The sequence below is a fragment of the Kitasatospora sp. NPDC041917 genome (assembly GCF_055589745.1).
Genome location: NZ_JBVJBI010000007.1, coordinates 297723 through 320469 on the forward strand (window position 1 = coordinate 297723; position 22747 = coordinate 320469).

The following is a 22747-nucleotide window of genomic DNA, read 5'->3' on the forward strand; positions in this document are numbered from 1 at the left end:
TGGACCCCGGCATACCCTGGAGCGCAACAGAGTGTCAGCAGGGGTGGGGGCACCGGCTGGGCCGGTGTTCCGCGGGGTCGCTCCATGCCCGGCAGCTGTCGGTACCGGCACGGTGCCTCACCGTAAGGCGGCCCGACGGGGCGGGCCCGACGGAGGACAGGGCTTATGGATCGTACGACCGGCGGTGCGCCCACACGCCCGCCGCAGGGGGTGGCGGGTGCGGTCCTGCTGCTCGGCGTGCTGCTGGCCGGAGCCGCGCCGCTCATCCCGCTGGCCGTCCTGGTCTACCGGTACGAACCCGAGTTGCTGCCGCTGTTCGCCGTGCCCCTGGCGGTGCTGGTGGCGGCCTGGCGGATCGCCCGGGACCGCGCCCGCGACCAACTGACCGACCCGCTGACGGATCTGCCCAACCGTCAGGCCCTGCTTTTGGCTGCCCAGGAGGCGATCGCGGAGTGTGGTCAGGGCTACAGCGTCGGTCTCATCCTGCTCGACCTCGATCGCTTCCGATCACTCAACGACACACTAGGTCATACGGCCGGTGACCGGCTGCTGGTTCACATCGCCCGCCGACTGCACCGGGCCCTGCGCTCCGGCGGACCGGCCGGCAGCGCCACCCGGGAGTCCATCGACGACGTCTTCGCCGGCCTGCCCCGGCACTACCGCCGAGGCCGCCCGATGGTGGCCCGGATGGGCGGCGACGAGTTCGCCGTCCTGCTGCCCGGCATCAACTGCCCGGACAGCCTGGAGCGGGTCGCCAAGGCGCTGATCGCCGAACTGGCCGCCCCGATCCGGCTGGACGGGCTGCTGCTCGTCCTGGAGGCCAGCGGCGGCGTCTGCGTCTACCCGCAGCACGCCCAGGACGCCGAGGCCCTGCTGCGCCGGGCCGACGTCGCGATGGGCCACGCCCAGCGCGGACACTGCGGCGTCGCCCAGTACGACGAGACCCAGGACGCCGACACGCCGTACCGGATCGGGCTGTTGGGGGACCTGCGCCGGGCACTGGAGACCGGCGAGGTGCAGCTGCACTACCAGCCGAAGGTGGCCTTCGACGGCCGGGTGGTCGGCCTGGAGGCCCTGCTGCGCTGGGAGCGCCCCGGCCAGGGGAAGGTCCCGCCGGACGAGTTCGTCGGGCTCGCCGAATCCAGCGGCCTGATGCCCCGGCTCACCGACTACGTGCTGGAGGCGGCCGTCGGCCAGCTCGCGTACTGGCGCGACCAGGGCCTCCAGGTGCAGGTCGCGGTCAACGTCTCGCCGCGCGACGTGCTCAACCCCGGCTTCGCCCAGCGGGTCGCCGGCCACCTCGTGCGCCACCAGGTGCCGGCCCACGCGCTCCAGCTGGAGATCACCGAGCGGCTGCTGCTGGACGACTCCCGGCGGGCCGCCGACACCCTGGCCGAGCTGCGCGGCTACGGCGTCGGGATGTCCCTGGACGACTTCGGCACCGGGCACTCCTCGCTGGTGCGGCTGCGCAGCCTGCCGGTCGGCGAGCTGAAGATCGACCGCTCCTTCGTCTCCCGGATGGTCGCCGACGACCACGACGCGGCGGTGGTCCGCTGCTCGGTGGAGCTCGCCCACTCGCTGGGCCTGACCGTGGTCGCCGAGGGCGTCGAGGACGACGAGACCTGGGAGCGGCTGCACTGCATGGGCGTGGACGCCGTCCAGGGCTGGCTGGTGTCGGCCGCGCTGCCGGCCGAGCAGGCCACCGCCTGGCTGCGGGTGCACCGCACCGGCGCCCCGCCGGTGGAGCGGCTCGGCCTGCCGCCCCAGCTGCCCGCGGGCTTCCCGTCGGTCCCGAACGCCAAGCCGATCGCCCCGCCGGCCAGGCCGCCGGTGCTGCCGCCGACACTCCCGCCGGTCCGGCCGCCGGTCATCCCGCCCACGCTGCCGCCGGTGGCCCAGGTGGTGCAGGCCGCGCACCGGGAGATCAAACCGCAGGGCTGGGCCCGCACCCGGCCGCAGTAGCCCGCCGGAGGTCGCGGTCCGGCCCCGGGGAGGGCCGGTGACGGGCGCCGCGGCTCACTCGTTGGCCGGGGCGGGGGACGGGCCCCATAGGATGGGGTCCAAAGACCACGAGGACGGAGCGCCGGAACCGGCTGCTCCTGCCCGGGCCCGGCACCGCCCGCAAGGCACAGCCGGGTCTCACCAGAACTCACCCTGAGGATCGCTGCATGCCTGGCATCACGCGCGAGGAGGTCGCCCACCTCGCCCGGCTGTCGCGTCTTGAGCTGAAGCCCGAAGAGCTGGACCACTTCGCCGAGCAGCTCGACGTGATCATCGGCGCGGTCGCCCGCGTTTCCGAGGTCGCCGGACAGGACGTCCCGCCGACCTCCCACCCGCTGCCGCTGACCAACGTCATGCGTGCGGACGAGGTCCGGCCGTCGCTCACCCCGGAGCAGGCGCTGTCCGGCGCCCCCGCCGCCGAGGAGCAGCGTTTCCGTGTGCCGCAGATCCTCGGGGAGGACTGACCGAGATGACCGAGCTGATTCCCACTCCCATCATCAAGTGGACCGCCGCCGAGACCGCGGGCGCCATCGCCAAGGGCGAGGTGTCCGCCATCGAGGTCGCGCAGGCCCACCTGGACCGCATCGACGCCGTCGACAAGAAGGTCAACGCCTTCCTGCACGTCGACACCGAGGGCGCGCTGGCCGCGGCCAGGGCCGTCGACGAGAAGCGCGCCAAGGGCGAGGAGCTGGGCCCGCTGGCCGGCGTCCCGCTCGCGCTCAAGGACGTCTTCACCACCAAGGGCATCCCGACCACCTGTGGCTCGAAGATGCTCGAAGGCTGGATCCCGCCGTACGACGCCACGCTGACCAGCCGTCTCAAGGACGCCGGCGTGGTCATCCTCGGCAAGACCAACATGGACGAGTTCGCGATGGGCTCCTCCACCGAGAACTCCGCGTACGGCGTGACCGGCAACCCGTGGGACCTCTCCCGCATCCCCGGCGGCTCCGGCGGCGGTTCGGCCGCCGCGCTGGCCGCCTTCGAGGCCCCGCTGGCGATCGGCACCGACACCGGCGGCTCGATCCGCCAGCCCGGCGCCGTCACCGGCACCGTCGGCGTCAAGCCGACCTACGGCTCGGTGTCCCGCTACGGCCTGGTCGCGTTCTCCAGCAGCCTGGACCAGGGCGGTCCGTGCGCCCGCACCGTGCTGGACGCGGCCCTGCTGCACGAGGCCATCGCCGGGCACGACCCGCTGGACTCCACCTCGATCGACGCGCCGGTGCCGGCCGTGGTCGAGGCAGCGCGGATGCGCGACATCCGCGGCATGCGGATCGGCGTCGTCAAGGAGTTCGCCGGCGAGGGCTACCAGGCCGGCGTGATGCAGCGCTTCAACGAGTCGGTGGAGCTGCTGCGCGAGCTGGGCGCCGAGGTCGTCGAGGTCTCCTGCCCGTCCTTCACCCTGGCGCTGCCGGCGTACTACCTGATCGCGCCGTCGGAGTGCTCCTCCAACCTGGCCCGCTTCGACGCGATGCGCTACGGCCTGCGGGTCGGCGACGACGGCTCGCGCTCGGCCGAGGAGGTCACCTCGCTGACCCGCGAGGCCGGCTTCGGCGACGAGGTCAAGCGCCGCATCATCCTGGGCACCTACGCGCTGTCCTCGGGCTACTACGACGCCTACTACGGCTCGGCCCAGAAGGTCCGCACGCTCATCTCGCGCGACTTCGACGCGGCCTTCGCGGGCGTGGACGTCCTGGTCTCGCCGACCACGCCGACCACCGCCTTCCCGATCGGCGAGCGCGCCGACGACCCGATGGCGATGTACCTGGCCGACCTGTGCACGATTCCGTCGAACCTGGCGGGCAACGCGGCCATGTCGCTGCCGGTCGGCCTGGCCCCGGAGGACAATCTCCCGGTCGGCCTCCAGATCATCGCACCCGCGATGGCGGACGACCGCCTGTACCGCGTGGGCGGCGCCGTCGAGGCCGCACTCAACGACAAGTGGGGGCACACCCTGCTGGAGGAGGCACCGGCACTGTGAGCAAGATCGAGAAGACCAAGGGCTCCGGCTCCCTGAAGGGCTTCAAGCACTCCAAGCCCGGTCTGTGGCTGTCCATCGGCACCAGCGCGTTCGGTGCGATCTCCGTGGCCAAGGACGTCCGCAAGGCCCGCGAGGAGAGCGACACCCTCAAGCTGGTCAACGCCCTGGTCGGCGCCGCCGCGCTGGTCACCGGCACCGCCCTGCTGGTGCGCGAGCTGCGCCGGCTGGGCTCCGACGACGTGCTGCTGGGCTGAGCTGAGCTAAGCGCCCTGGCCCGGCCCCCGCGCGACGCGGTGGCCGGGCCCGTACCTCCCAAGCTTCAAGTGAGAAGGGACGCTGTGAGCGTCATGAACCTGGTCTCCTACGAGGACGCTCTCGCGTCGTACGACCCGGTGATGGGCCTTGAGGTCCACGTCGAGCTGGGCACCAAGACCAAGATGTTCTGCGGTTGCTCGACCGAGCTGGGTGCCGAGCCGAACAGCCAGACCTGCCCGACCTGCCTGGGCCTGCCGGGTTCGCTGCCGGTGGTCAACGCGGTCGGCGTGGAGTCGGCCGTCAAGATCGGCCTGGCGCTGAACTGCGAGATCGCCGAGTGGTGCCGGTTCGCGCGGAAGAACTACTTCTACCCGGACATGCCCAAGAACTTCCAGACCTCGCAGTACGACGAGCCGATCGCCTTCAACGGCTACCTCGACGTGCAGCTGGAGGACGGCTCGACCTTCCGGGTGGAGATCGAGCGCGCCCACATGGAGGAGGACACCGGCAAGTCCAGCCACGTCGGCGGGGCCACCGGTCGCATCCACGGCGCCACCCACTCGCTGCTCGACTACAACCGGGCCGGCATCCCGCTGATCGAGATCGTCACCAAGCCGATCGTCGGCGCCGGCGAGCGCGCCCCCGAGGTCGCCAAGGCGTACGTCGCCGAGCTGCGCGAGGTGATCCGTTCGCTCGACGTCTCCGAGGCCCGGATGGACAAGGGCCAGATGCGCTGCGACGTCAACCTGTCGCTGCGCCCGAACGGCACCGAGACCTTCGGCACCCGCTCGGAGACCAAGAACGTCAACTCGCTGCGCAGCGTGGAGCGGGCCGCCCGGTTCGAGATCCAGCGGCACGCCACCGTGCTGACCGACGGCGGCACCATCGTCCAGGAGACCCGCCACTTCCACGAGGAGAACGGCTCCACCACCTCGGGCCGGATCAAGGACAACGCCGAGGACTACCGCTACTTCCCCGAGCCGGACCTGGTGCCGGTGGCCCCCGCCCGCGAGTGGGTCGAGGAGCTGCGCGCCGGTCTGCCCGAGCTGCCGCGGGTGCGCCGTGCCCGGCTGCAGGCGGAGTGGGGCCTGTCCGACAAGGACATGCAGTCGGTGCTCAACGCCGGTGCGGTGGGGCCGATCCAGGAGACCATCGCGGCCGGTGCCCCGGCCGACCAGGCCCGCAAGTGGTGGATGGGCGAGCTGGCCCGTCGCGCCAACGAGACCGGCACCGAGCTGAGCGAGCAGCCGATCACCCCGGCGCAGGTCGCCCGGGTCGCCGCGCTGGTCGCCGAGGGCAAGCTCAACGACAAGCTGGCCCGCCAGGTCATCGAGGGCGTGCTGGCCGGCGAGGGCGAGCCGGACGAGATCGTCGAGAAGCGCGGCCTGGCCGTGGTCTCGGACGACTCCGCGCTGGGTGCCGCCGTGGACCAGGCCATCGCCGAGAACGAGGCGATCGCCGCCAAGATCCGCGACGGCAAGGTCCAGGCCGTGGGCGCGCTGGTCGGCGCGGTCATGAAGGCCACCCGCGGCCAGGCCGACGCCGCCCGCGTGAAGGACCTGATCTTGGAGAAGCTGGGTGCGGCCTAGGCTGTGGACCCTGCCTTCCTAAGGCATCTAAGGCATCTAAGGCCCTCTAAGTAAGGCCTAAGGCCCCGTCTCACCTATGTATCTGGGTGAGGCGGGGCCTTAAACCGTTTTTGGCGACCGATCTAAGGCATCCGGGCCCCGGAAGATGCGGCACGCTCCCGATGCGGCACCCCCCACTGGCGGAGGAAGCTCTTACCTGTCAGCAAGACGGAGTGGAAAACCCGAGGGGGAACCGGAAATGATCGAGTACCAGACCTTCCAGCAACAGGCCCACGAGCTCGTGGCCCGCGCCGAGCACGAGCGCCTGGTGCGCGAGGCCAAGGAGGCCCGCCGACTGCGGCAGCGTCCGGTGGCCGCCCGCTTCCAGCGGCGCCCCGTGCGTCGGCCCGAATGCTGACGGTGCGGCACCACGGCGGTGCCGAAGGAGCTCCGGAGGGGGAGACGCTCACCAGCGTCTCCCCCTCCGGGCATTCGGGTCCTTCGACCCGTTCGCCAGGGGAGATAACCCCTCGGCCGGGCCCCACCGGCTATGGCATGCTCGCCTCCATGCAGCAGACATCGGTCAGCCCCGTCTTCGTCGGCCGCGGCAGCGAGATCACCGAGCTGACCGACGCGCTGCGCCGCGCCGGCACCGGCAGCCCGCAGGCCATCCTGATCGGCGGGGAGGCGGGGGTCGGCAAGACCCGGCTGCTGGAGGAGTTCCTGGAGCGGGCGGCCGCCCGCGGGGCGGTCACCTCGCTCGGCAGTTGTCTGGAGGTCGGCGCCGAGGGCCTGCCGTACGCACCGCTGGCCGCCGCGCTGCGCCGGCTGCACCGCTCGCTGGGCCCCGAACTGGAGGCCGCCGCGGCCGGCAGCGAGAGCCACCTCGCCCTGCTGCTCTCCGAGTTCGGCGAGGTGGACGGCGAACCCAACGACGAGTACAGCCGGGCCCGGCTGTTCGAGCACACCGCGAGGCTGTTCGAGCGGCTCGGCGCGGAGCGTACCCTCGTCCTCGCCGTCGAGGACCTGCACTGGTCCGACCGCTCCACCCGTGAGCTGCTCGCCTTCCTGGTGCGCACCCTGCACCGGTCCCGGGTGCTGCTGGTCGCCACCTACCGCACCGACGACCTGCACCGCCGGCACCCGCTGCGCCCCTTCCTCGCCGAGCTCGAACGGCTGCGCACCGTCCAGCGGCTGGAGCTGGCGCGGTTCGACCGCCGCGAGGTGGCCGCCCAGCTGGCCGGCATCCTCGGCACCACCGTCCCCGACCGCCAGCTGGTGGACCGCATCCACCGCCGCTCGGAGGGGAACCCGTTCTTCGTCGAAGAGCTGGCCACCGCCTTCGAGGACGGCTGCGGAGCCGGGCTGACCGACTCGCTGCGGGACATCCTGCTGGTGCGGGTCGAGGGCCTGGACGAGGAGGCCCAGCGGGTGGTGCGGATCGCCGCCGAGGGCGGCTCGCACGTCGAACACGCCCTGCTGGCCGCCGTCCTGGACGACGACGAGGAGGCGCTGATCGAGGCGCTGCGGGCGGCCGTCGGCGCCAACATCCTGCGTCCGGACAGCGAGGGCGAGGGCTACCGGTTCCGCCACGCGCTGGTCCGCGAGGCGGTCTCGGACGACCTGCTGCCCGGCGAACGGCACCGGATCAACCGCAAGTTCGCGCTCGTCGTGGAGGCCCAGCCGCAGCTCGTCCCGGGCGACGCGCTGGCCGCCCGGCTGGCCAACTACTGGTACCACGCGCACGATCCGGCCCGCGCCCTGCCGACGGCCCTGGACGCCGCCCGCGCGGCCCGCCGCCGCAACGCCTTCGCCGAGCAGCTCGGGATGCTGGAACGGGCCCTGGAGCTGTGGGACCTGGTCTCCGAGGAGGTGCTGGCGCACACCCTGCGCCCGTACGACTGGGCCGAGACCTACCCGCCGGGCTCCTGCGACCACAGCGCCGCGGACGAGGACTGCGACCGGATCCAGCTGGTCGACGTGCTGGCCGAGGCGGTGGTCGCGGCCCGGCGCTGCGGCGACCGGGAGCGCGGCCTGAGCCTGGCCAAGCGCGGGCTGCGGCTGGTCGACGAGGCGGAGCACCCGGTGCGCGCGGCCTGGTTCCGGATCAACCGGGCCCGGATGCTGGGCAGCCTGCGCCGCTCCGGCGACGAGGAGGAGATCGCGAACGCGCTGCGGCTGGTGGAGCACCTGCCGCCGACCGCGGTCCAGGCCGAGGTGCTCGCGCTCGGCGCCGGGACGGCGATGCTCAAGAAGCCGACCGCGGAGGCGATCGAGCTGGCCGAGCGGGCGATCCGGATCGCCGAGGAGGTGGGCGCCCACTCGGTCGAGGTGCACGCCCGGATGACCCTCGGCGGCCTGCGCTACGACGTGCACGGCGACGCCGAGGGCGGGCTCGCCGAGCTCGCCGGGGCGGTCGAACGGGCCCGCCGGCTGGGCGTGCCCGACCTGCTGCTGCGCGGCATCAACAACCTGGCCAGCATGCAGCGCGGACTGGGACACCCCGAGGACGCGGTCCGACTGGCCCGGGAGGGCCTGGAGTTCGCGGACGGCAACGGCCTGCTGCGCAACATCGGCGCCATCCTGACCGGCAACCTGGTCGAGGCGCTGACCGACCTCGGGCGGGTCCGGGAGGCCGCCGAGGTGCTGGCCGGCTACGAGGCGGCCAGCCCGACCGGCACCCACGCCGAGTTCCTGGACCGGATGCGCGGCGAACTCGCCCTGCTCAAGGGGGACCTGGCCACCGCGGGGACCATGCTGGCGCAGGCCCGGGCGGCCAACCGGGTCGGCCAGGTCCAGCACAGCGTGCCGATCAGCCGGCTGGCGGTGCGGCTCGCGGCGCTCGGCGGCCGGCCGCTGGAGGCCCGGGCCGAAGCGCTCGCCGTGCTGGAGGAGGACGGCCGGCTCGGTCACGAGTCCGACGTCTACCCGCTGCTGGCCGAGGCCGCGACGGTGGAGGCGGACAGCCGGGGCCTGCCGCAGGCCGGGGCGGGCCGGCCGGGGGCGCTGGCCGCGATCGCGGCGGCCGCCGCCGAGCTGCGTCCCCGGGCCCCGCTGCACCACGGCTGGGCCCGGCTGCTGGAGGCCGAACTGGCCCGCGCCGAGGGGGCGGACACTCCGGAGGTCTGGGCCGCCGCGGTCGAGGCGCTGCGGCCAACCGGCCTGCCGTACCCGCTGGCACAGGCCCTGCTGCGGGCCGGCGAGGCCGAGGTACAGGCCGGCCGGCGCGAGGCCGGCGCCGAACTGCTGCGCGAGGCGGCCGAACTGGCGGCCGTCCGGGACGACCGGCTGCTCGGCGGGCAGATCGCCGCGCTGGCCGAGCGGGCCGGGCTGAGCCTCGCCCCGGCCGAGCGGTCGGCCGCGGTGCCGACCCAGGCCGCCGGGGACTCCTTCAACCTCACCCCCCGTGAGCGGGACGTGCTCCGCCTGCTCGCGCGCGGCTGGACCAACCGGCAGATCGCCGAGGAGCTGTACATCTCTCCGAAGACCGCGAGCGTGCACGTCTCCAACATCCTCGGCAAGCTCGCGGTCGGCGGCCGGGGCGAGGCGGCCGCACTGGCGCACCGGCTGCGGCTGTTCCCGGACGATCTGGCCTCCTCGGGCCGCTGAGCAGGGCCCCACGGCGGCCCCGGACCGGTTCCGACCGGTCCGGGGCCGCCGTTCGTCCGTCCTGGAACCGGTGTTCGGGCGCCGCCGCGTGCTCCCGTGCGCGCCGCGTGAGCCCCCGCCCGCGCGCCGCCGCCAACCGGGCCGATCCGTAGGAATCGGGGGCATTTCCCCACCCTTTCGCCATTACTCTAAGTTGAGTGTGCGTGTCATTGAGTGACGGGATTGGTGTAGGGTCCATTTTGGGAGCATCGGTACGGTGCGGCGACCGGCAGGCCGCCCACCCCCTGGGCCACCGTCCTGACGGGGCGCCAGGCCACCGCGTACGTCCGAGAGGTGCGCGGCCGGTGGTCCGTGGCCGGGGCGCGAGGCCCCGGGCCGGAGGGGGAGAGGCCGAGTGAGCTCCACCGAAACGGTGCTGCCCGGAACCGGACGGCCGGAGGCACCGCACACCGACACGTCCGCCGCCGACGTGCCCGCGCCCGCCCGCCGCAGCCCGCTGTGCCGGCTCCGGGCCAGCCGCACCCTGCCCGGGTTCGTCCTGGGCGCACTCTGCCTGGCCTACGCCGCGGGCGCCGCCGCCGGCTGGGGATCACACCAACTGTCCGTCTTCATGGGCGACTTCGGACTGGCCGCGGCGGCCCTGGCGGCCGCGCTGTCCTGTCTGGTGTACGGCTGCACGGTCGGCGGGCACGCCCGCCCGGCCTGGCTGCTGTTCGGCCTCTCCTCGCTCATGGTCGCCTTCGGCAACGGCACCTGGGGCTGGTACGAGCTGGTCGTGCGCACCGCGCTGCCCCGGGACTCGCTCGCCGAGTACGCCTTCCTGCTCTTCGCCCCGCTCGCCATCACCGGCGTCCTGGTGCTCGCCCAGCACCCGCGCACGGCGGCCGGCTGGCTCTGCCTGCTGCTCGACGGCTGGCTGATCGCCGGCTCGCTGTTCACCCTCAGCTGGAGCCTGGCACTCGGCCGGATCGCGGCCGGCGAGGACGGCTCACCGCTGCGCCTGGCCCTCAACCTGGCCTACCCGGTGCTGGACATCCTGCTGGTCAGCCTGGTGGTCGGGCTGCGCTTCGGCGGCCGGGACGGCAACCGGGCGGCGGTGCACACGGCGATGGTGGCGCTCGCCGTCACCGTCACCTGCGACGCCCTGTTCACCTCCCCGGAACTGCGCAGCACCTACCACTCGGGCGAACTGCTGGACGCCGGCTGGTTCGCCGGCAGCCTGCTGCTGGCCTGGGCGCCGTGGTCGCCGCGCTGGCGTCGCCCGCTGCGCGAGCACCCCTCGGCCGGCGGCCTGCCGCACCGCCGGGTGGCCACCACCTTCAGCGCGCTGACCCCGTACGCGGCCGCCGCGGTCTGCACCGCCGGAATCCTCTACAACGCCCTCGGCGGACGGGAGTTGGACCGCGTGGTGGCCGCGGCGGCCTGCACCGTCGGGCTGGCGCTGATCCTCCGGCAGGGCGTGATGCTCCTGGACAACCTGTCGCTGGCCCAGGAACTCGCCCACAAGGAGGCGCACTTCCGCTCCCTGGTGCAGGGCTCCAGCGACGTCATCATGATCGCCGGCGCCAACGGCGTGCTCTCCTACGTCTCCCCGGCCGCGCTCGGCGTCTACGGCCGGGACCCGGAGCAGCTGGTCGGCGGCAACCTGCTGGACCTGGTCCACCCCGAGGACGTCGGCCGGGTGCTCGCCGAGGTCCGCCGCTACCTCGCCAGGGTCCGGCTCACCACCCACCGCAGCCCCGGCGGCGCCGAGCTCTCCGCCCGGGTCGAGTGCCGGATCAGCTCCGGCGCCGGCGAGTGGCTGCACGTCGAGTCCACCGTCAGCAGACATCGCGACGGCCTGCTGCTCAACAGCCGGGACGTCACCGAACGCGTCATGCTCCAGGCCCAGTTGCAGCACAACGCCTTCCACGACCCGCTCACCGACCTACCCAACCGGGCGCTGTTCACCCAGCGGCTGCGGGCCGCCCTCGGCGCCCGCGGCCAGCAGGGCGGGACGGGCGCCGGGATCGCGGTGCTCTTCCTCGACCTGGACGGCTTCAAGGCGGTCAACGACACCGCCGGGCACCAGGTCGGCGACGAACTGCTGGTGCAGGCCGCCCGCCGGCTCCAGAGCGCCGTCCGCTGCGGGGACACCGTCGCCCGGTTCGGCGGCGACGAGTTCGCCGCGCTGGTCTGCGGCCCGCTCGGCCGCCTCCAGGTCCAGGAGCTGGCCGAGCGGCTGCGCCTCGCGCTCTCCGAGCCGTACTGGATCGGCGGTGCCGAACTCGGCGTCGCCGCCAGCATCGGCATCGCCTTCGGCACCCCCGAGCGCGGCCCGGCGGCCGACCCCAGGGTCGCCGCCGACGAGCTGATGCGCAACGCCGACCTCGCGATGTACCGGGCCAAGTCCGAGGGCAAGGGCCGGGTGGTGCTCTACACCCCCGCGATGCGGGCCGACCTGGAGCGCCGCACCGAACTGGAGGAACGGCTGCGGATGGCGGTGAGGGAGGGCGGCTTCACGCTGCTCCACCAGCCCGTGGTGGACCTGCGCAGCGGCGCGGTGACCGGGGTCGAGGCGCAGGCCCGCTGGCGCTCGGTGGGCGGCCTGCTGCTCACCCCGGCCGAGTTCCTGCGTTCGAGCGAGCACGGCGACGCGGCCACCCGGTTCTCCCGCTGGCTGGTCCTGGAGGCGGTCAGCGCGGCCGTCGAGCGGCGCACCCTGCCGGGCCGGGGCCGCGGCGCGCCGGAGCCCGTCCCGGTGGCCGTCCGGCTCTCCGTGGAACGGCTCTGCTCGCCCGGCCTGTACGAGACGGTGGCCGCGGCGCTGCGCGACAGCGGGCTGCCGGCCGACGAGCTGGTGATCGAGGTGGCCCGGATGGGCCCGGACTCGCTCGCCGACGAGCTCGGCCGCCGGCTCTCCGCCCTGCGCGGGCTGGGCGTCTCCACCTGGCTGGCCGGGTACGGCGCCGGCGGCGGCTCGCTCGGCGCCCTCGCCCGGCTGCCGCTGGACGGGCTCAAGCTGGACCGCACGCTCGTCCAGGACCTCGGCGAGTCCGCGCTCAGCCGCACCCTGGCCGGGCACGTGCTGCGGCTCGGCCGCGACCTCGGGATGGCCACCGCCGCCGAGGGGGTGGACCTGCCCCGCCAGGTCTCCGCGCTGCAGGAGCTGGGCTGCGGGCAGGCCCAGGGCTCGGCCTTCGCCCCGCCGCTGGACGAGCCCCGGCTGCGCCGGGCGCTGGCCCGCCGCGGCTACCCGCTGCCCGCGCCGGCGGGCCCGGTCCCGGCCCGCCGCGCGTACCCTCCCGCCGCCGACGACACCCGGACGAGTGGCCGCACGAGCGGCCGCACGGACGCCGCGCCGGGACGTGGCGTACATCACCATGGCGGCTCTGACCTGCCCGAACACCGTGCCGTCACTGGTCCGCCGGGGGGTCCGTATGGCGAGACGGTCGTCCCACCTGCTTGACATGCCGCCCCGGACGGGAGGAAGGTCGTTGCCATGCGCACCCGAATTCTCGTACTTGGCGGGCGCGTCGGCTGAGTGGGCTCGTACGCCCTGCTCGTGACAGACCGACGCGCCACCCCTCGCATGCCCTTGGGCACGAGGGGTTTTTTGTTGCACTGACGCTGTTCCACCTCCGCAAGACCCCTGGCCTCGGCCGCCCGAGCATGTCCGACTTGTCGGATCGAGCGGGACGATTGAGGCAGAGCCGGCGCTCGGCCCGGACCGGGACCCCACCCTCGCAGCACCGGGGCCCGCAGCACCTGGTCGGCAAATCCCGAGAAGAGACAGGCAGATGACTGAGCACGCCGCATCCCCCCGCCGCGGGGACAACCCGGCCGCCAACGCTCCCGCTCCCCAGCACGTCGTCGAGACCATGACCGGCGCCCAGTCGCTCATCCGTTCCCTGGAGGCCGTGGGCGCGGACACCGTCTTCGGCATTCCGGGCGGGGCCATCCTTCCCGCGTACGACCCCCTGATGGACTCCGTCAAGGTGCGCCACATCCTGGTCCGCCACGAGCAGGGCGCCGGTCACGCCGCCACCGGCTACGCCCAGGCCACCGGCCGGGTCGGGGTCTGCATGGCGACCTCCGGCCCGGGCGCGACCAACCTGGTCACCCCGATCGCCGACGCCTACATGGACTCGGTGCCGGTCGTCGCGATCACCGGCCAGGTCTCCTCCAAGGCGATCGGCACCGACGCCTTCCAGGAGGCGGACATCTGCGGCATCACGATGCCGATCACCAAGCACAACTACCTGGTCACCGACCCGGCCGAGATCCCCCGGGTGATCGCGGAGGCCTTCCACATCGCCGCCACCGGCCGCCCCGGCCCGGTCCTGGTCGACATCGCCAAGGACGCGCTCCAGGCGACCACCACCTTCCGCTGGCCGGTCGAGACCGCGCTGCCCGGCTACCGCCCGGTGACCAAGCCGCACGCCAAGCAGATCCGCGAGGCCGCGAAGATGCTGGTCGGCGCCAAGCGTCCGGTGCTGTACGTCGGCGGCGGCGTGCTCAAGGCGCAGGCCACCGCCGAGCTGCGGATCCTCGCCGAGCTGACCGGCGCCCCGGTGGTCACCACCCTGATGGCGCTCGGCGCCTTCCCGGACAGCCACCCCCAGCACCTGGGCATGCCCGGCATGCACGGCTCCGTCCCGGCCGTCACCGCGCTCCAGAAGGCGGACCTGCTGTTCACCCTCGGCGCCCGCTTCGACGACCGCGTCACCGGCAAGCTGGACGGCTTCGCCCCCGGCGCCAAGGTCGTCCACGCGGACATCGACCCGGCCGAGATCGGCAAGAACCGCCCGGCGGACGTGCCGATCGTCGGCGACGCCCGCGAGGTGCTCGCCGACCTGATCGTCGCCGTCCAGGCCGAGTTCGACGCCGGCCACCGGGGCGACTACACCGAGTGGTGGGAGCGGCTCGACGAGTGGAAGAAGACCTACCCGCTCGGCTACGAGCCGGCCCCGAACGGGCAGCTCTCGCCGCAGCAGGTCATCGAGCGGATCGGCCGGCTGGTCGGCCCCGAGGCCATCTACGCCGCGGGCGTCGGCCAGCACCAGATGTGGAGCTCGCAGTTCATCCAGTTCGAGAAGCCGGGCACCTGGCTCAACTCGGGCGGCGCCGGGACGATGGGCTACGCCGTTCCCGCGGCGATGGGCGCCAAGGCCGGCCGCCCGGAGAGCGCGGTCTGGGCCATCGACGGCGACGGCTGCTTCCAGATGACCAACCAGGAGCTGGTCACCTGCGCCCTGAACGACATCCCGATCAAGGTCGCGGTCATCAACAACGGCTCGCTGGGCATGGTCCGGCAGTGGCAGACGCTGTTCTACAACCAGCGCTACTCCAACACCGTGCTGCACTCCGGCCCCGGCCACGACGGCATCGAGCCGCCGGCCCAGGGCACCCGGATCCCCGACTTCGTCCTGCTGTCCGAGGCGATGGGCTGCGTCGGCCTGCGCTGCGAGCGCCCCGAGGACCTCGACGCGGTCATCAAGCAGGCGATGGAGATCAACGACCGCCCGGTGGTCATCGACTTCATCGTCCACCAGGACGCCATGGTCTGGCCGATGGTCGCGGCCGGCACCAGCAACGACGAGATCCAGTTCGCCAAGGGCGTGCGCCCCGACTTCGGCGACGACCTCGACTGACCAGCCCCTGCAGTTTCCAGAACGACTGAGGAATCCCATGTCCAAGCACACCCTCTCCGTCCTGGTCGAGAACAAGCCCGGCGTGCTCGCCCGCATCGCCGCCCTGTTCTCCCGTCGGGGCTTCAACATCGACTCCCTCGCCGTCGGCTCGACCGAGCATCCGGACGTGTCCCGGATGACGATCGTGGTCAACGTCGAGGACCTCCCGCTGGAACAGGTCACCAAGCAGCTCAACAAGCTCGTGAACGTGATAAAGATCGTCGAACTCGACCAGTCCGCTGCGATCCAGCGGGAACTGGTCCTGGTGAAGGTCCGCGCCGACAACGAGACCCGGTCGCAGATCGTCGAGATCGTCCAGCTGTTCCGTGCCAAGACCGTCGACGTGTCGCCCGAAGCGGTGACCATCGAGGCCACCGGCAGTTCGGACAAGCTGGAGGCCATGCTCCGGATGCTGGAGCCTTACGGCATCAAGGAGTTGGTCCAGTCCGGCCTGGTCGCCATCGGCCGCGGCGCGCGTTCCATCACGGACCGCTCGCTGCGCGCCCTGGACCGCAGCGCGTAAACAGCGCCGTCTCAAACCCTGACGCAAAGACCCAAACCCCCGCCGCGTGCGCATACGGTGAGCACCGCGTACCCGGCAACCATCACGCAAGGAGATGTGCCCCCGTGGCCGAGCTGTTCTACGAAGACGACGCCGACCTGTCCATCATCCAGGGCCGCAAGGTCGCGGTCATCGGCTACGGAAGCCAGGGCCACGCCCACGCGCTGTCGCTGCGCGACTCCGGCGCCGACGTCCGGGTCGGCCTGAAGCCGGAGTCCACGTCCCGCGCCAAGGCGGAGGAGGCCGGCCTGCGCGTCGTCACCCCGGCCGAGGCGGCGGCCGAGGCCGACGTCATCATGATCCTGGTGCCGGACCCGATCCAGGCCGACGTCTACGAGGCCGACATCGCCCCGCACCTGAAGGCCGGCGACGCCCTGTTCTTCGGCCACGGCCTGAACATCCGCTTCGGCTTCATCAAGCCCCCGGCGGACGTCGACGTCTGCATGGTCGCCCCGAAGGGCCCGGGCCACCTGGTCCGCCGCCAGTACGAGGAGGGCCGCGGCGTCCCCGCGATCGTCGCGGTCGAGCAGGACGCCTCGGGCAACGCCTTCGCCCTGGCGCTGTCGTACGCCAAGGGCCTGGGCGCCACCAAGGCCGGCGTCATCAAGACCACCTTCACCGAGGAGACCGAGACCGACCTGTTCGGCGAGCAGGCCGTCCTCTGCGGTGGCACCGCCGCCCTGGTGAAGGCCGGTTTCGAGACCCTGGTCGAGGCCGGCTACCAGCCGGAGATCGCCTACTTCGAGTGCCTGCACGAGCTGAAGCTCATCGTCGACCTGATGTACGAGGGCGGCCTGGAGAAGATGCGCTGGTCGGTCTCCGAGACCGCCGAGTGGGGCGACTACGTCACCGGCCCGCGGATCATCACCGACGCCACCAAGGCCGAGATGAAGAAGGTCCTCGCCGAGATCCAGGACGGCACCTTCGCCAACACCTGGATCGCCGAGTACAAGGCGGGTCTGCCCAAGTACAACGAGTACAAGAAGGCCGACGAGAACCACCTGCTGGAGACCACCGGCAAGAAGCTGCGCTCGCTGATGAGCTGGGTCAACGAGAAGGCCTGACCCCTTCCGGGCCGTTCTCCGGGCCCGGTTTTGTTACCTCGTTGTACAAGTAGGCTGCTCTCGTCCGGGTGATTTCGCCGGACGGGAGCGGCCCGCTGTCCAGCCCGTCGATACACTCCGAGTGCGCGTCAGGCCCACAGCGTCGTGCGTCTACCTACGCGGCATGCCACCTTCCCCCGCCCTCCACGCCACCTACGTGCCCGGGGGAACCGGACAGTTAAGGACCCACTGTCGTGAGCACTGTGACATCCAAAAGCGCCGTAGTTCTGATCGCCGAAGAGCTCTCGCCCGCCACCGTCGACGCCCTCGGCCCCGACTTCGAGATCCGCCACTGCAACGGCGCCGACCGCACCGAGCTGCTCACCGCGATCGCCGACGTCGACGCGATCCTGATCCGCTCCGCCACCAAGGTCGACGCCGAGGCGCTGGCCGTCGCCCGCAAGCTCAAGGTGGTCGCCCGGGCCGGTGTCGGCCTGGACAACGTGGACGTCTCCGCCGCCACCAAGGCCGGCGTGATGGTCGTCAACGCGCCGACCTCCAACATCGTCACCGCCGCCGAGCTCGCCTGCGGTCTGCTGATCTCCGTCGCCCGCAACATCGCGCCGGCCAACGCCGCGCTCAAGCAGGGCGAGTGGAAGCGCAACAAGTACACCGGCGTCGAGCTGAGCGAGAAGACCCTCGGTGTCGTCGGCCTCGGCCGGATCGGCGTGCTGGTCGCCCAGCGGATGTCCGCGTTCGGGATGAAGATCGTCGCGTACGACCCCTACATCCAGGCCGCCCGCGCCGCGCAGATGGGCGTCAAGCTGGTCACCCTGGAGGAGCTGCTGGAGGTCTCGGACTTCATCACCGTCCACCTCCCCAAGACCCCGGAGACCATCGGCCTGATCGGCGACGAGGCTCTGCACAAGGTCAAGCCGACCGTCCGCATCGTGAACGCCGCCCGCGGCGGCATCGTGGACGAGGAGGCGCTGGCGAGCGCGCTGCGCGACGGCCGGGTGGCCGGCGCCGGCCTGGACGTGTACGCCAAGGAGCCGTGCACCGACTCCCCGCTGTTCGCCTTCGACAACGTGGTCGCCACCCCGCACCTGGGCGCCTCCACCGACGAGGCGCAGGAGAAGGCCGGCATCGCGGTCGCCAGGTCGGTGCGCCTCGCGCTGGCCGGCGAGCTGGTGCCGGACGCGGTGAACGTCCAGGGCGGCGTGATCGCCGAGGACGTCCGCCCGGGCCTGCCGCTCGCCGAGAAGCTCGGCCGGATCTTCACCGCGCTGGCCGGCGAGGTGGCCGTCCGCCTCGACGTCGAGGTCCGCGGCGAGATCACCCAGCACGACGTGAAGGTGCTCGAACTGTCCGCCCTGAAGGGCGTGTTCGAGGACGTGGTGGCGGAGACGGTGTCCTACGTCAACGCCCCGCTGTTCGCCCAGGAGCGCGGCGTCGAGGTCCGGCTGACCACCTCCAGCGAGAGCCCCGAGCACCGCAACGTGATCACCGTCCGCGGCACGCTCGGGGGCGGCGAGGAGATCGCCATCTCCGGCACGCTGGCCGGCCCCAAGCAGACCCAGAAGATCGTCGGCGTGGACGCCTTCGACGTGGACGTGGCGCTCACCGACCACATGGCCTTCTTCAAGTACGAGGACCGCCCCGGCGTGGTCGGCGTGCTCGGCCGCCACCTCGGCGACGCGGGCATCAACATCGCCGGCATGCAGGTCGCCCGCGACGGCGGCAACGCGCTGGCCTCCATCACCGTGGACACCGAGATCCCGCAGGAGGTGCTGTCGGCCATCGCCGCCGAGATCGGCGCCCACTTCGCGCGCTCGGTCGACCTGGGCTGACCCTCCCGGCTCCAGCAGGGCCCGGACCGCCGTTCGAACGGCGGTCCGGGCCCTGCTGCGTTCTCCCGGGTGACGCCCGTCTCAGATACTAGGAAATCCAAGTATTCGTGCAGACACGGCCGGGGCGCGGCCGTACCGTGGAAGGGCCATACGGTGTGCCGCCCCTGTAGCCAGGGTGTGCGGCCCGTGTGCGCGTGCGCCTTCACGAGCAGGCGATCCCTGCTCCCGCGCTCCCTCCCCCTCTTCGCGCCCGCCCTCCGCGGCGCCGCTTCCAAGGAGCCCGGTATGTCGCCGACCGCCGCCGACCGTCACGCCACGTCCGCCACCGCCACCGCCCCCGTCCGTGCCCCGCGCCGCCGCCGGGCCGCCGAGCGGAACCCCTTCGCGGCGGCCGCCCTGCAGCGCTCGCTGGACCGCCGGGACAACGGCGGCGTGACCGGCCACCACTGACCGGCCCCGCCCTCGGGTGACCGCCGCCGCTGTCCGGCGGCCGGCCCCGCCGTCGGGCCGGGTGCCGGTCGGCGTTCATCGGCCGAATGGGCCGTACGGGCGCTCGGGATGTCACCCAGTAGAGTGCAACCCCGCTCCGTCCGAGGGAAGTTGCTCGTCCCCATCGGCGCGATCATCCTAATTTGGGGCTCTCGGAGGGGTGATCGACGTTCGCGTGGGCGGGCGTCAGCGACACGGAGTGCGGATCAGTCCCCCTGCCGGGGGAGAGGGCCCAGTGCGTCTGCCACCCGTCCGCCGACCCGCCGCCCGGATCGGCCTCACCCTGGCCCTGCTGGCCGGAAGCGCCGTCCTCGCCGCCACCCCGGCGGCCGGCGGCCCACCGACCGCGGGACCACCAACGGCCGGACCGCCAGGGGCGGGCCGAACGGCCTCCGTCCTGCTCGAACTCACCACCGAGACGACCGGCTCCGCCTGGCGGCGCGCCGCCGACGGGGCCCGGCGGGCCCGGCGCTCCCCGGAGGACGTCCGCCGGGAGGCCGCGCGGGCCGGCGCCGCCCAGCGGTCCCGGACCGGGGACGCGCTCGACCGGCTCGCCGGGGCCGTCCACCGGGCGGCACCCGCCGCGCGCGAGCTCTACCGCACCCGCACCGTGCTCACCGGCCTGGCGGTCAGCGCGCCCGCCGACCGGCTGCCCGCGCTGCGGGCACTGCCGGGCGTCCGGGCCGTCCACCCGATCGTCGCCAAGCGGCGCGACAACGCCCACTCCGTCCCGCTGACCGGCGCCCCGCAGGTCTGGGCCGGCGACCGGACGGCCGGCACCGGGCAGGGCATGCGGATCGGGATCATCGACAGCGGCATCGACTACACCCACGCCGACTTCGGCGGCCCCGGCACCGAGGAGGCCTTCCGCTCGGTCGAGCGCGGCAAGCCCGCGCCGCCCGCGCTCTTCCCCAACGCCAAGGTGGTCGGTGGCAAGGACCTGGTCGGCGACGACTACGACCCCGACCCGGCCTCCCCGCACCACCAGCCGGTGCCGCACCCCGGCGACAACCCGATCGACTGCGTGCGCAACGGGCACGGCACCCATGTGGCCGGCACCGCCGCCGGGTACGGCGTCACCGCCGACGGCCGCCCGTACACCGGTCCGTACGGGCCCGGGCTGGACCCGGCCGGCTTCCGGATCGGCCCCGGCACCGCCCCCGGCGCCCAGCTGTACGCGATCCGGGTGTTCGGCTGCGACGGCTCCACCGACCGGGTCGCCGAGGCGCTCGACCTGGCCGCCGACCCCGACGGGGACGGCGACCTGAGCGACCGGCTGGACGTCGTCAACCTCTCGCTCGGCAGCCACTTCGGCAGCACCGACGACACCGACGCCCTGGCCGTCGACCGGCTCGCCGAACTGGGCACCGTCGTGGTCGCGGCGGCGGGCAACGACGGCGACGTGTACGGCATCGGCGGCAGCCCCGGCACCGCCGCCCGGGCGATCACCGTCGCCGCCTCGGTGCACGGGCACGCCGACGTGGACGGCATCACCGTGCTCGCCCCGGCCGAGCGGGCCGGGATCGTCCCGGCGCACTGGAGCGAGCGCTACCAGGGCTGGTCCACCGGCGACGTCAGCGGCGAACTCGCCCTGCCCGCCGACCAGTCGGACGGCTGCACCGACTTCAGCGAGGCCGACCGGCAGCGGCTGAAGGGCCGGATCGCGCTGCTCGCCTGGCGCACCCGGGAAGCCGACCGGGCCTGCAACTCCGGCCCGCGCGCCGACCACGCCGCCGACGCGGGCGCGATCGGCGCGCTGTACGCCGCCGACTCCGACCACCTGGCCGAGATCTCCGGCAACGACCGGATCCCGGCCGCGCTGCTGGCGCACGCCGACGGCGACCGGCTGCGGCAGGCCGCGGCCGCCGGGCCGGTGCGGATCCGGCTCGCGGCGCCCGGCAACACGCTGCACGGCTCGGTCGCGCAGGACCAGCCGGCCCGGGTCGACACCCTGACCGACTTCACCTCGCGCGGCATCGGCGTGCCGGGCGTGGTCAAGCCCGACCTGGCGGCCCCCGGCGAGAGCATCTGGTCCAGCCTGGTCGGCAGCGGCGCCGGCGGCCAGCGCGAGAGCGGCACCTCGATGGCCACCCCGCACGTGGCCGGACTCGCCGCGCTGGTCCGCGCCGCCCACCCGGACTGGCCGGTCGAGCAGGTCAAGGCCGCGCTGATGAACACCACCGTGGACACCTACCTCGGCGACGACCGCGGCGGGCCGGTCTACGGGCCCGAGCGCACCGGCGCCGGGCGGGTCCGGGTGGACCGGGCGGTCCGCACGCCCGCCGTCGCCTACGCGGTGGGCGAGGGCGCCGTGGAGGGCGTCGTCGGGGTCTCCTTCGGGCCGGTCGAGGTCGGCGGGCCGACGGCGGTGACCCGGGAGATCGAGGTGCGCAACACCTCGGCCGCGCCGCTGACCTACCGCACCTCCTACGCGGCCGCCACCCGACTGCCCGGCGCCTCCTACCGGGTGACGCCGCCCCGGGTGGACGTCCCGGCGGGCGGCACCGCCCGGGTACGGGTGACGCTCGCCGTGCCGGGGGAGCTCGGGCGGGCGCCCGACCCGACCGTCGACACCGTGCAGGGCGGCCGGGCCCGCAGCTACCGGGGCGAGCTCTCCGGCCGGGTGCTGCTCACGCCCGTCGGCGACGACACGCCGCCGCAGCTGCGGATCCCGGTGCTGGCCGCCCCCCGCCCGACCGGCGACCTCACGGCGACGGCCACCGTCCGCACCGCCCGGGACGGCACCCTGATCACCCTCGGCGGCCGCGCCGCGCCCGGCGAACAGCCCGGGCTGGTCAGCGCCCTCGCACTCGGCGGCGAGGGGATCCGCTGGCCGGACTGCCCGCCCGGCGGCGGTGACGCGGCGATCGCGCCGGGCGCGGGCGTCCGGCCGAAGGGCACCGGGGAGGCGCCGGACCCGGCGCAGGAGGTCTGCGTCGAGCACCCCGGCGAACGGTCCGCCGACCTGCGCGCCGCGGGCGCCGCCGCCGACTCCGAACTGCTGTACGTGGGAGCGCAGTTGTGGGCGCCCGCGGCCACCCCGGTGGGGCTGTACGGGGTGCGGGTGGCGCTGGACACCGACGGGGACGGCAGCACCGACGTCGTCCTCAAGGCCGACCGGCTGCGCGGCAGCGACGTCCTGGTCTCCCGGGCCCTGGACGCCCGCACCGGGGCCGAACTGGACGTCCAGCCGCTCAACGCCCACTGGGGCGACACCGACACCGCCCTGCTCGACAGCGACGTCCTGGTGCTGCCCGTCCGGCTGAGCGCGCTGCCCGGCGTCGCGCCCGGGCACAGCACCGTCCGCTACGGCGTGTGGACCGGCTACGCCGGGGCCGGTACGCCGGACGTGGCCGACGCGCTCTGCGCCATCGGACTGAACGGCACCGTCCCGACCGTCCCGCTGGACGTGCTGCGGCCGGCACTCACCGTACGGGCCGGCCTCACCGGCCCGACCGCGGTGGTGGTCCCGGCCGGCCCGGGCGCCGTCCTCGACGTGCACCGGTCGCAGGGCGGCACCTCGCGGCTCCTGCTGCTGCACCACCTCAACCCGGCCGAGCGACGGGCCCAGGTGCTCGACCTGCCCTGACCACGGGGTCGGGAGACCCGATCACGGGACCGGGAGAGGGGCGGCCCGCCGGCACTCCGGCGGGCCGCCCCGGCACGTTTCCGGCGGCTCGCCCGCCCCGTCATGCTCCGCCCGCGGCCGTCATGCTCCGC

General features: G+C 73.6%; 14 protein-coding genes. All 14 read left to right on the top strand.

The annotated features are described in order from the left end of the window. The first annotated feature begins 165 nt into the window (after positions 1-165). The 14 genes from ACZ6EM_RS11690 to ACZ6EM_RS11755 all read left to right on the top strand — a co-directional run bounded on the left by ACZ6EM_RS11690 (position 166) and on the right by ACZ6EM_RS11755 (position 22616). Positions 166-1962 carry a putative bifunctional diguanylate cyclase/phosphodiesterase gene (locus ACZ6EM_RS11690; RefSeq protein WP_359901535.1) on the top strand — a complete coding sequence of 599 codons (1797 nt, stop codon included), beginning with the start codon at positions 166-168 and terminating at the stop codon, positions 1960-1962. 206 nt (positions 1963-2168) lie between these two features. Then, positions 2169-2465, top strand: a complete 297-nt coding sequence (gene gatC / locus ACZ6EM_RS11695) for an Asp-tRNA(Asn)/Glu-tRNA(Gln) amidotransferase subunit GatC (RefSeq protein ID WP_030057414.1) — start codon at positions 2169-2171, stop codon at positions 2463-2465. Positions 2466-2470: 5 nt separating this feature from the next. Further along, on the top strand, positions 2471-3979 hold the full coding sequence (gene gatA, locus ACZ6EM_RS11700; RefSeq protein WP_452180418.1) for an Asp-tRNA(Asn)/Glu-tRNA(Gln) amidotransferase subunit GatA: 1509 nt from the start codon (positions 2471-2473) through the stop codon (positions 3977-3979). After that, positions 3976-4233 carry a hypothetical protein gene (locus tag ACZ6EM_RS11705; RefSeq protein ID WP_359901541.1) on the top strand — a complete coding sequence of 86 codons (258 nt, stop codon included), beginning with the start codon at positions 3976-3978 and terminating at the stop codon, positions 4231-4233. The genes gatA and ACZ6EM_RS11705 overlap by 4 nt, the downstream gene beginning before the upstream one ends. Positions 4234-4317: 84 nt before the next feature. Beyond that, positions 4318-5823, top strand: a complete 1506-nt coding sequence (gene gatB / locus ACZ6EM_RS11710) for an Asp-tRNA(Asn)/Glu-tRNA(Gln) amidotransferase subunit GatB (RefSeq protein ID WP_452180417.1) — start codon at positions 4318-4320, stop codon at positions 5821-5823. Between the two features lie 238 nt (positions 5824-6061). Then, the gene (locus tag ACZ6EM_RS11715) at positions 6062-6220 is read left to right on the top strand and encodes a hypothetical protein (protein WP_158077676.1); all 159 of its coding nucleotides are present in this window, start codon (positions 6062-6064) and stop codon (positions 6218-6220) included. A gap of 149 nt (positions 6221-6369) precedes the next feature. Then, positions 6370-9411, top strand: coding sequence for a helix-turn-helix transcriptional regulator (locus tag ACZ6EM_RS11720; protein WP_465772299.1), 3042 nt, complete (start codon positions 6370-6372; stop codon positions 9409-9411). A gap of 469 nt (positions 9412-9880) precedes the next feature. Beyond that, positions 9881-12859, top strand: coding sequence for a putative bifunctional diguanylate cyclase/phosphodiesterase (locus ACZ6EM_RS11725; RefSeq protein WP_452180878.1), 2979 nt, complete (start codon positions 9881-9883; stop codon positions 12857-12859). Between the two features lie 331 nt (positions 12860-13190). After that, positions 13191-15044: an acetolactate synthase large subunit gene (locus ACZ6EM_RS11730; RefSeq protein ID WP_401043802.1), complete on the top strand. Its 1854-nt coding sequence runs from the start codon at positions 13191-13193 to the stop codon at positions 15042-15044. 37 nt (positions 15045-15081) lie between these two features. Continuing rightward, positions 15082-15606 (top strand): acetolactate synthase small subunit, encoded by a 525-nt coding sequence (gene ilvN, locus ACZ6EM_RS11735; protein ID WP_049657946.1) that lies wholly within the window; start codon positions 15082-15084, stop codon positions 15604-15606. 104 nt (positions 15607-15710) lie between these two features. Further along, positions 15711-16709: a ketol-acid reductoisomerase gene (ilvC, locus tag ACZ6EM_RS11740; protein ID WP_401043804.1), complete on the top strand. Its 999-nt coding sequence runs from the start codon at positions 15711-15713 to the stop codon at positions 16707-16709. A 242-nt stretch (positions 16710-16951) separates the two neighbouring features. Continuing rightward, positions 16952-18538: a phosphoglycerate dehydrogenase gene (gene serA / locus ACZ6EM_RS11745; protein WP_401043809.1), complete on the top strand. Its 1587-nt coding sequence runs from the start codon at positions 16952-16954 to the stop codon at positions 18536-18538. Between the two features lie 285 nt (positions 18539-18823). Continuing rightward, positions 18824-18988, top strand: coding sequence for a hypothetical protein (locus ACZ6EM_RS11750; RefSeq protein ID WP_465772300.1), 165 nt, complete (start codon positions 18824-18826; stop codon positions 18986-18988). A gap of 274 nt (positions 18989-19262) precedes the next feature. Beyond that, the gene (locus ACZ6EM_RS11755) at positions 19263-22616 is read left to right on the top strand and encodes a S8 family serine peptidase (protein ID WP_401054483.1); all 3354 of its coding nucleotides are present in this window, start codon (positions 19263-19265) and stop codon (positions 22614-22616) included. The last annotated feature ends 131 nt before the right edge of the window (positions 22617-22747 follow it).

Excerpts from the sequence above, each read along its gene's own strand:
- ACZ6EM_RS11690 (WP_359901535.1), top strand. The coding sequence starts at position 166 with ATGGATCGTACGACCGGCGGTGCGCCCACACGCCCGCCGCAGGGGGTG.
- gatC (WP_030057414.1), top strand. The coding sequence starts at position 2,169 with ATGCCTGGCATCACGCGCGAGGAGGTCGCCCACCTCGCCCGGCTGTCG.
- gatA (WP_452180418.1), top strand. The coding sequence starts at position 2,471 with ATGACCGAGCTGATTCCCACTCCCATCATCAAGTGGACCGCCGCCGAG.
- ACZ6EM_RS11715 (WP_158077676.1), top strand. The coding sequence starts at position 6,062 with ATGATCGAGTACCAGACCTTCCAGCAACAGGCCCACGAGCTCGTGGCC.
- ACZ6EM_RS11720 (WP_465772299.1), top strand. The coding sequence starts at position 6,370 with ATGCAGCAGACATCGGTCAGCCCCGTCTTCGTCGGCCGCGGCAGCGAG.
- ACZ6EM_RS11730 (WP_401043802.1), top strand. The coding sequence starts at position 13,191 with ATGACTGAGCACGCCGCATCCCCCCGCCGCGGGGACAACCCGGCCGCC.
- ilvN (WP_049657946.1), top strand. The coding sequence starts at position 15,082 with ATGTCCAAGCACACCCTCTCCGTCCTGGTCGAGAACAAGCCCGGCGTG.
- ACZ6EM_RS11750 (WP_465772300.1), top strand. The coding sequence starts at position 18,824 with ATGTCGCCGACCGCCGCCGACCGTCACGCCACGTCCGCCACCGCCACC.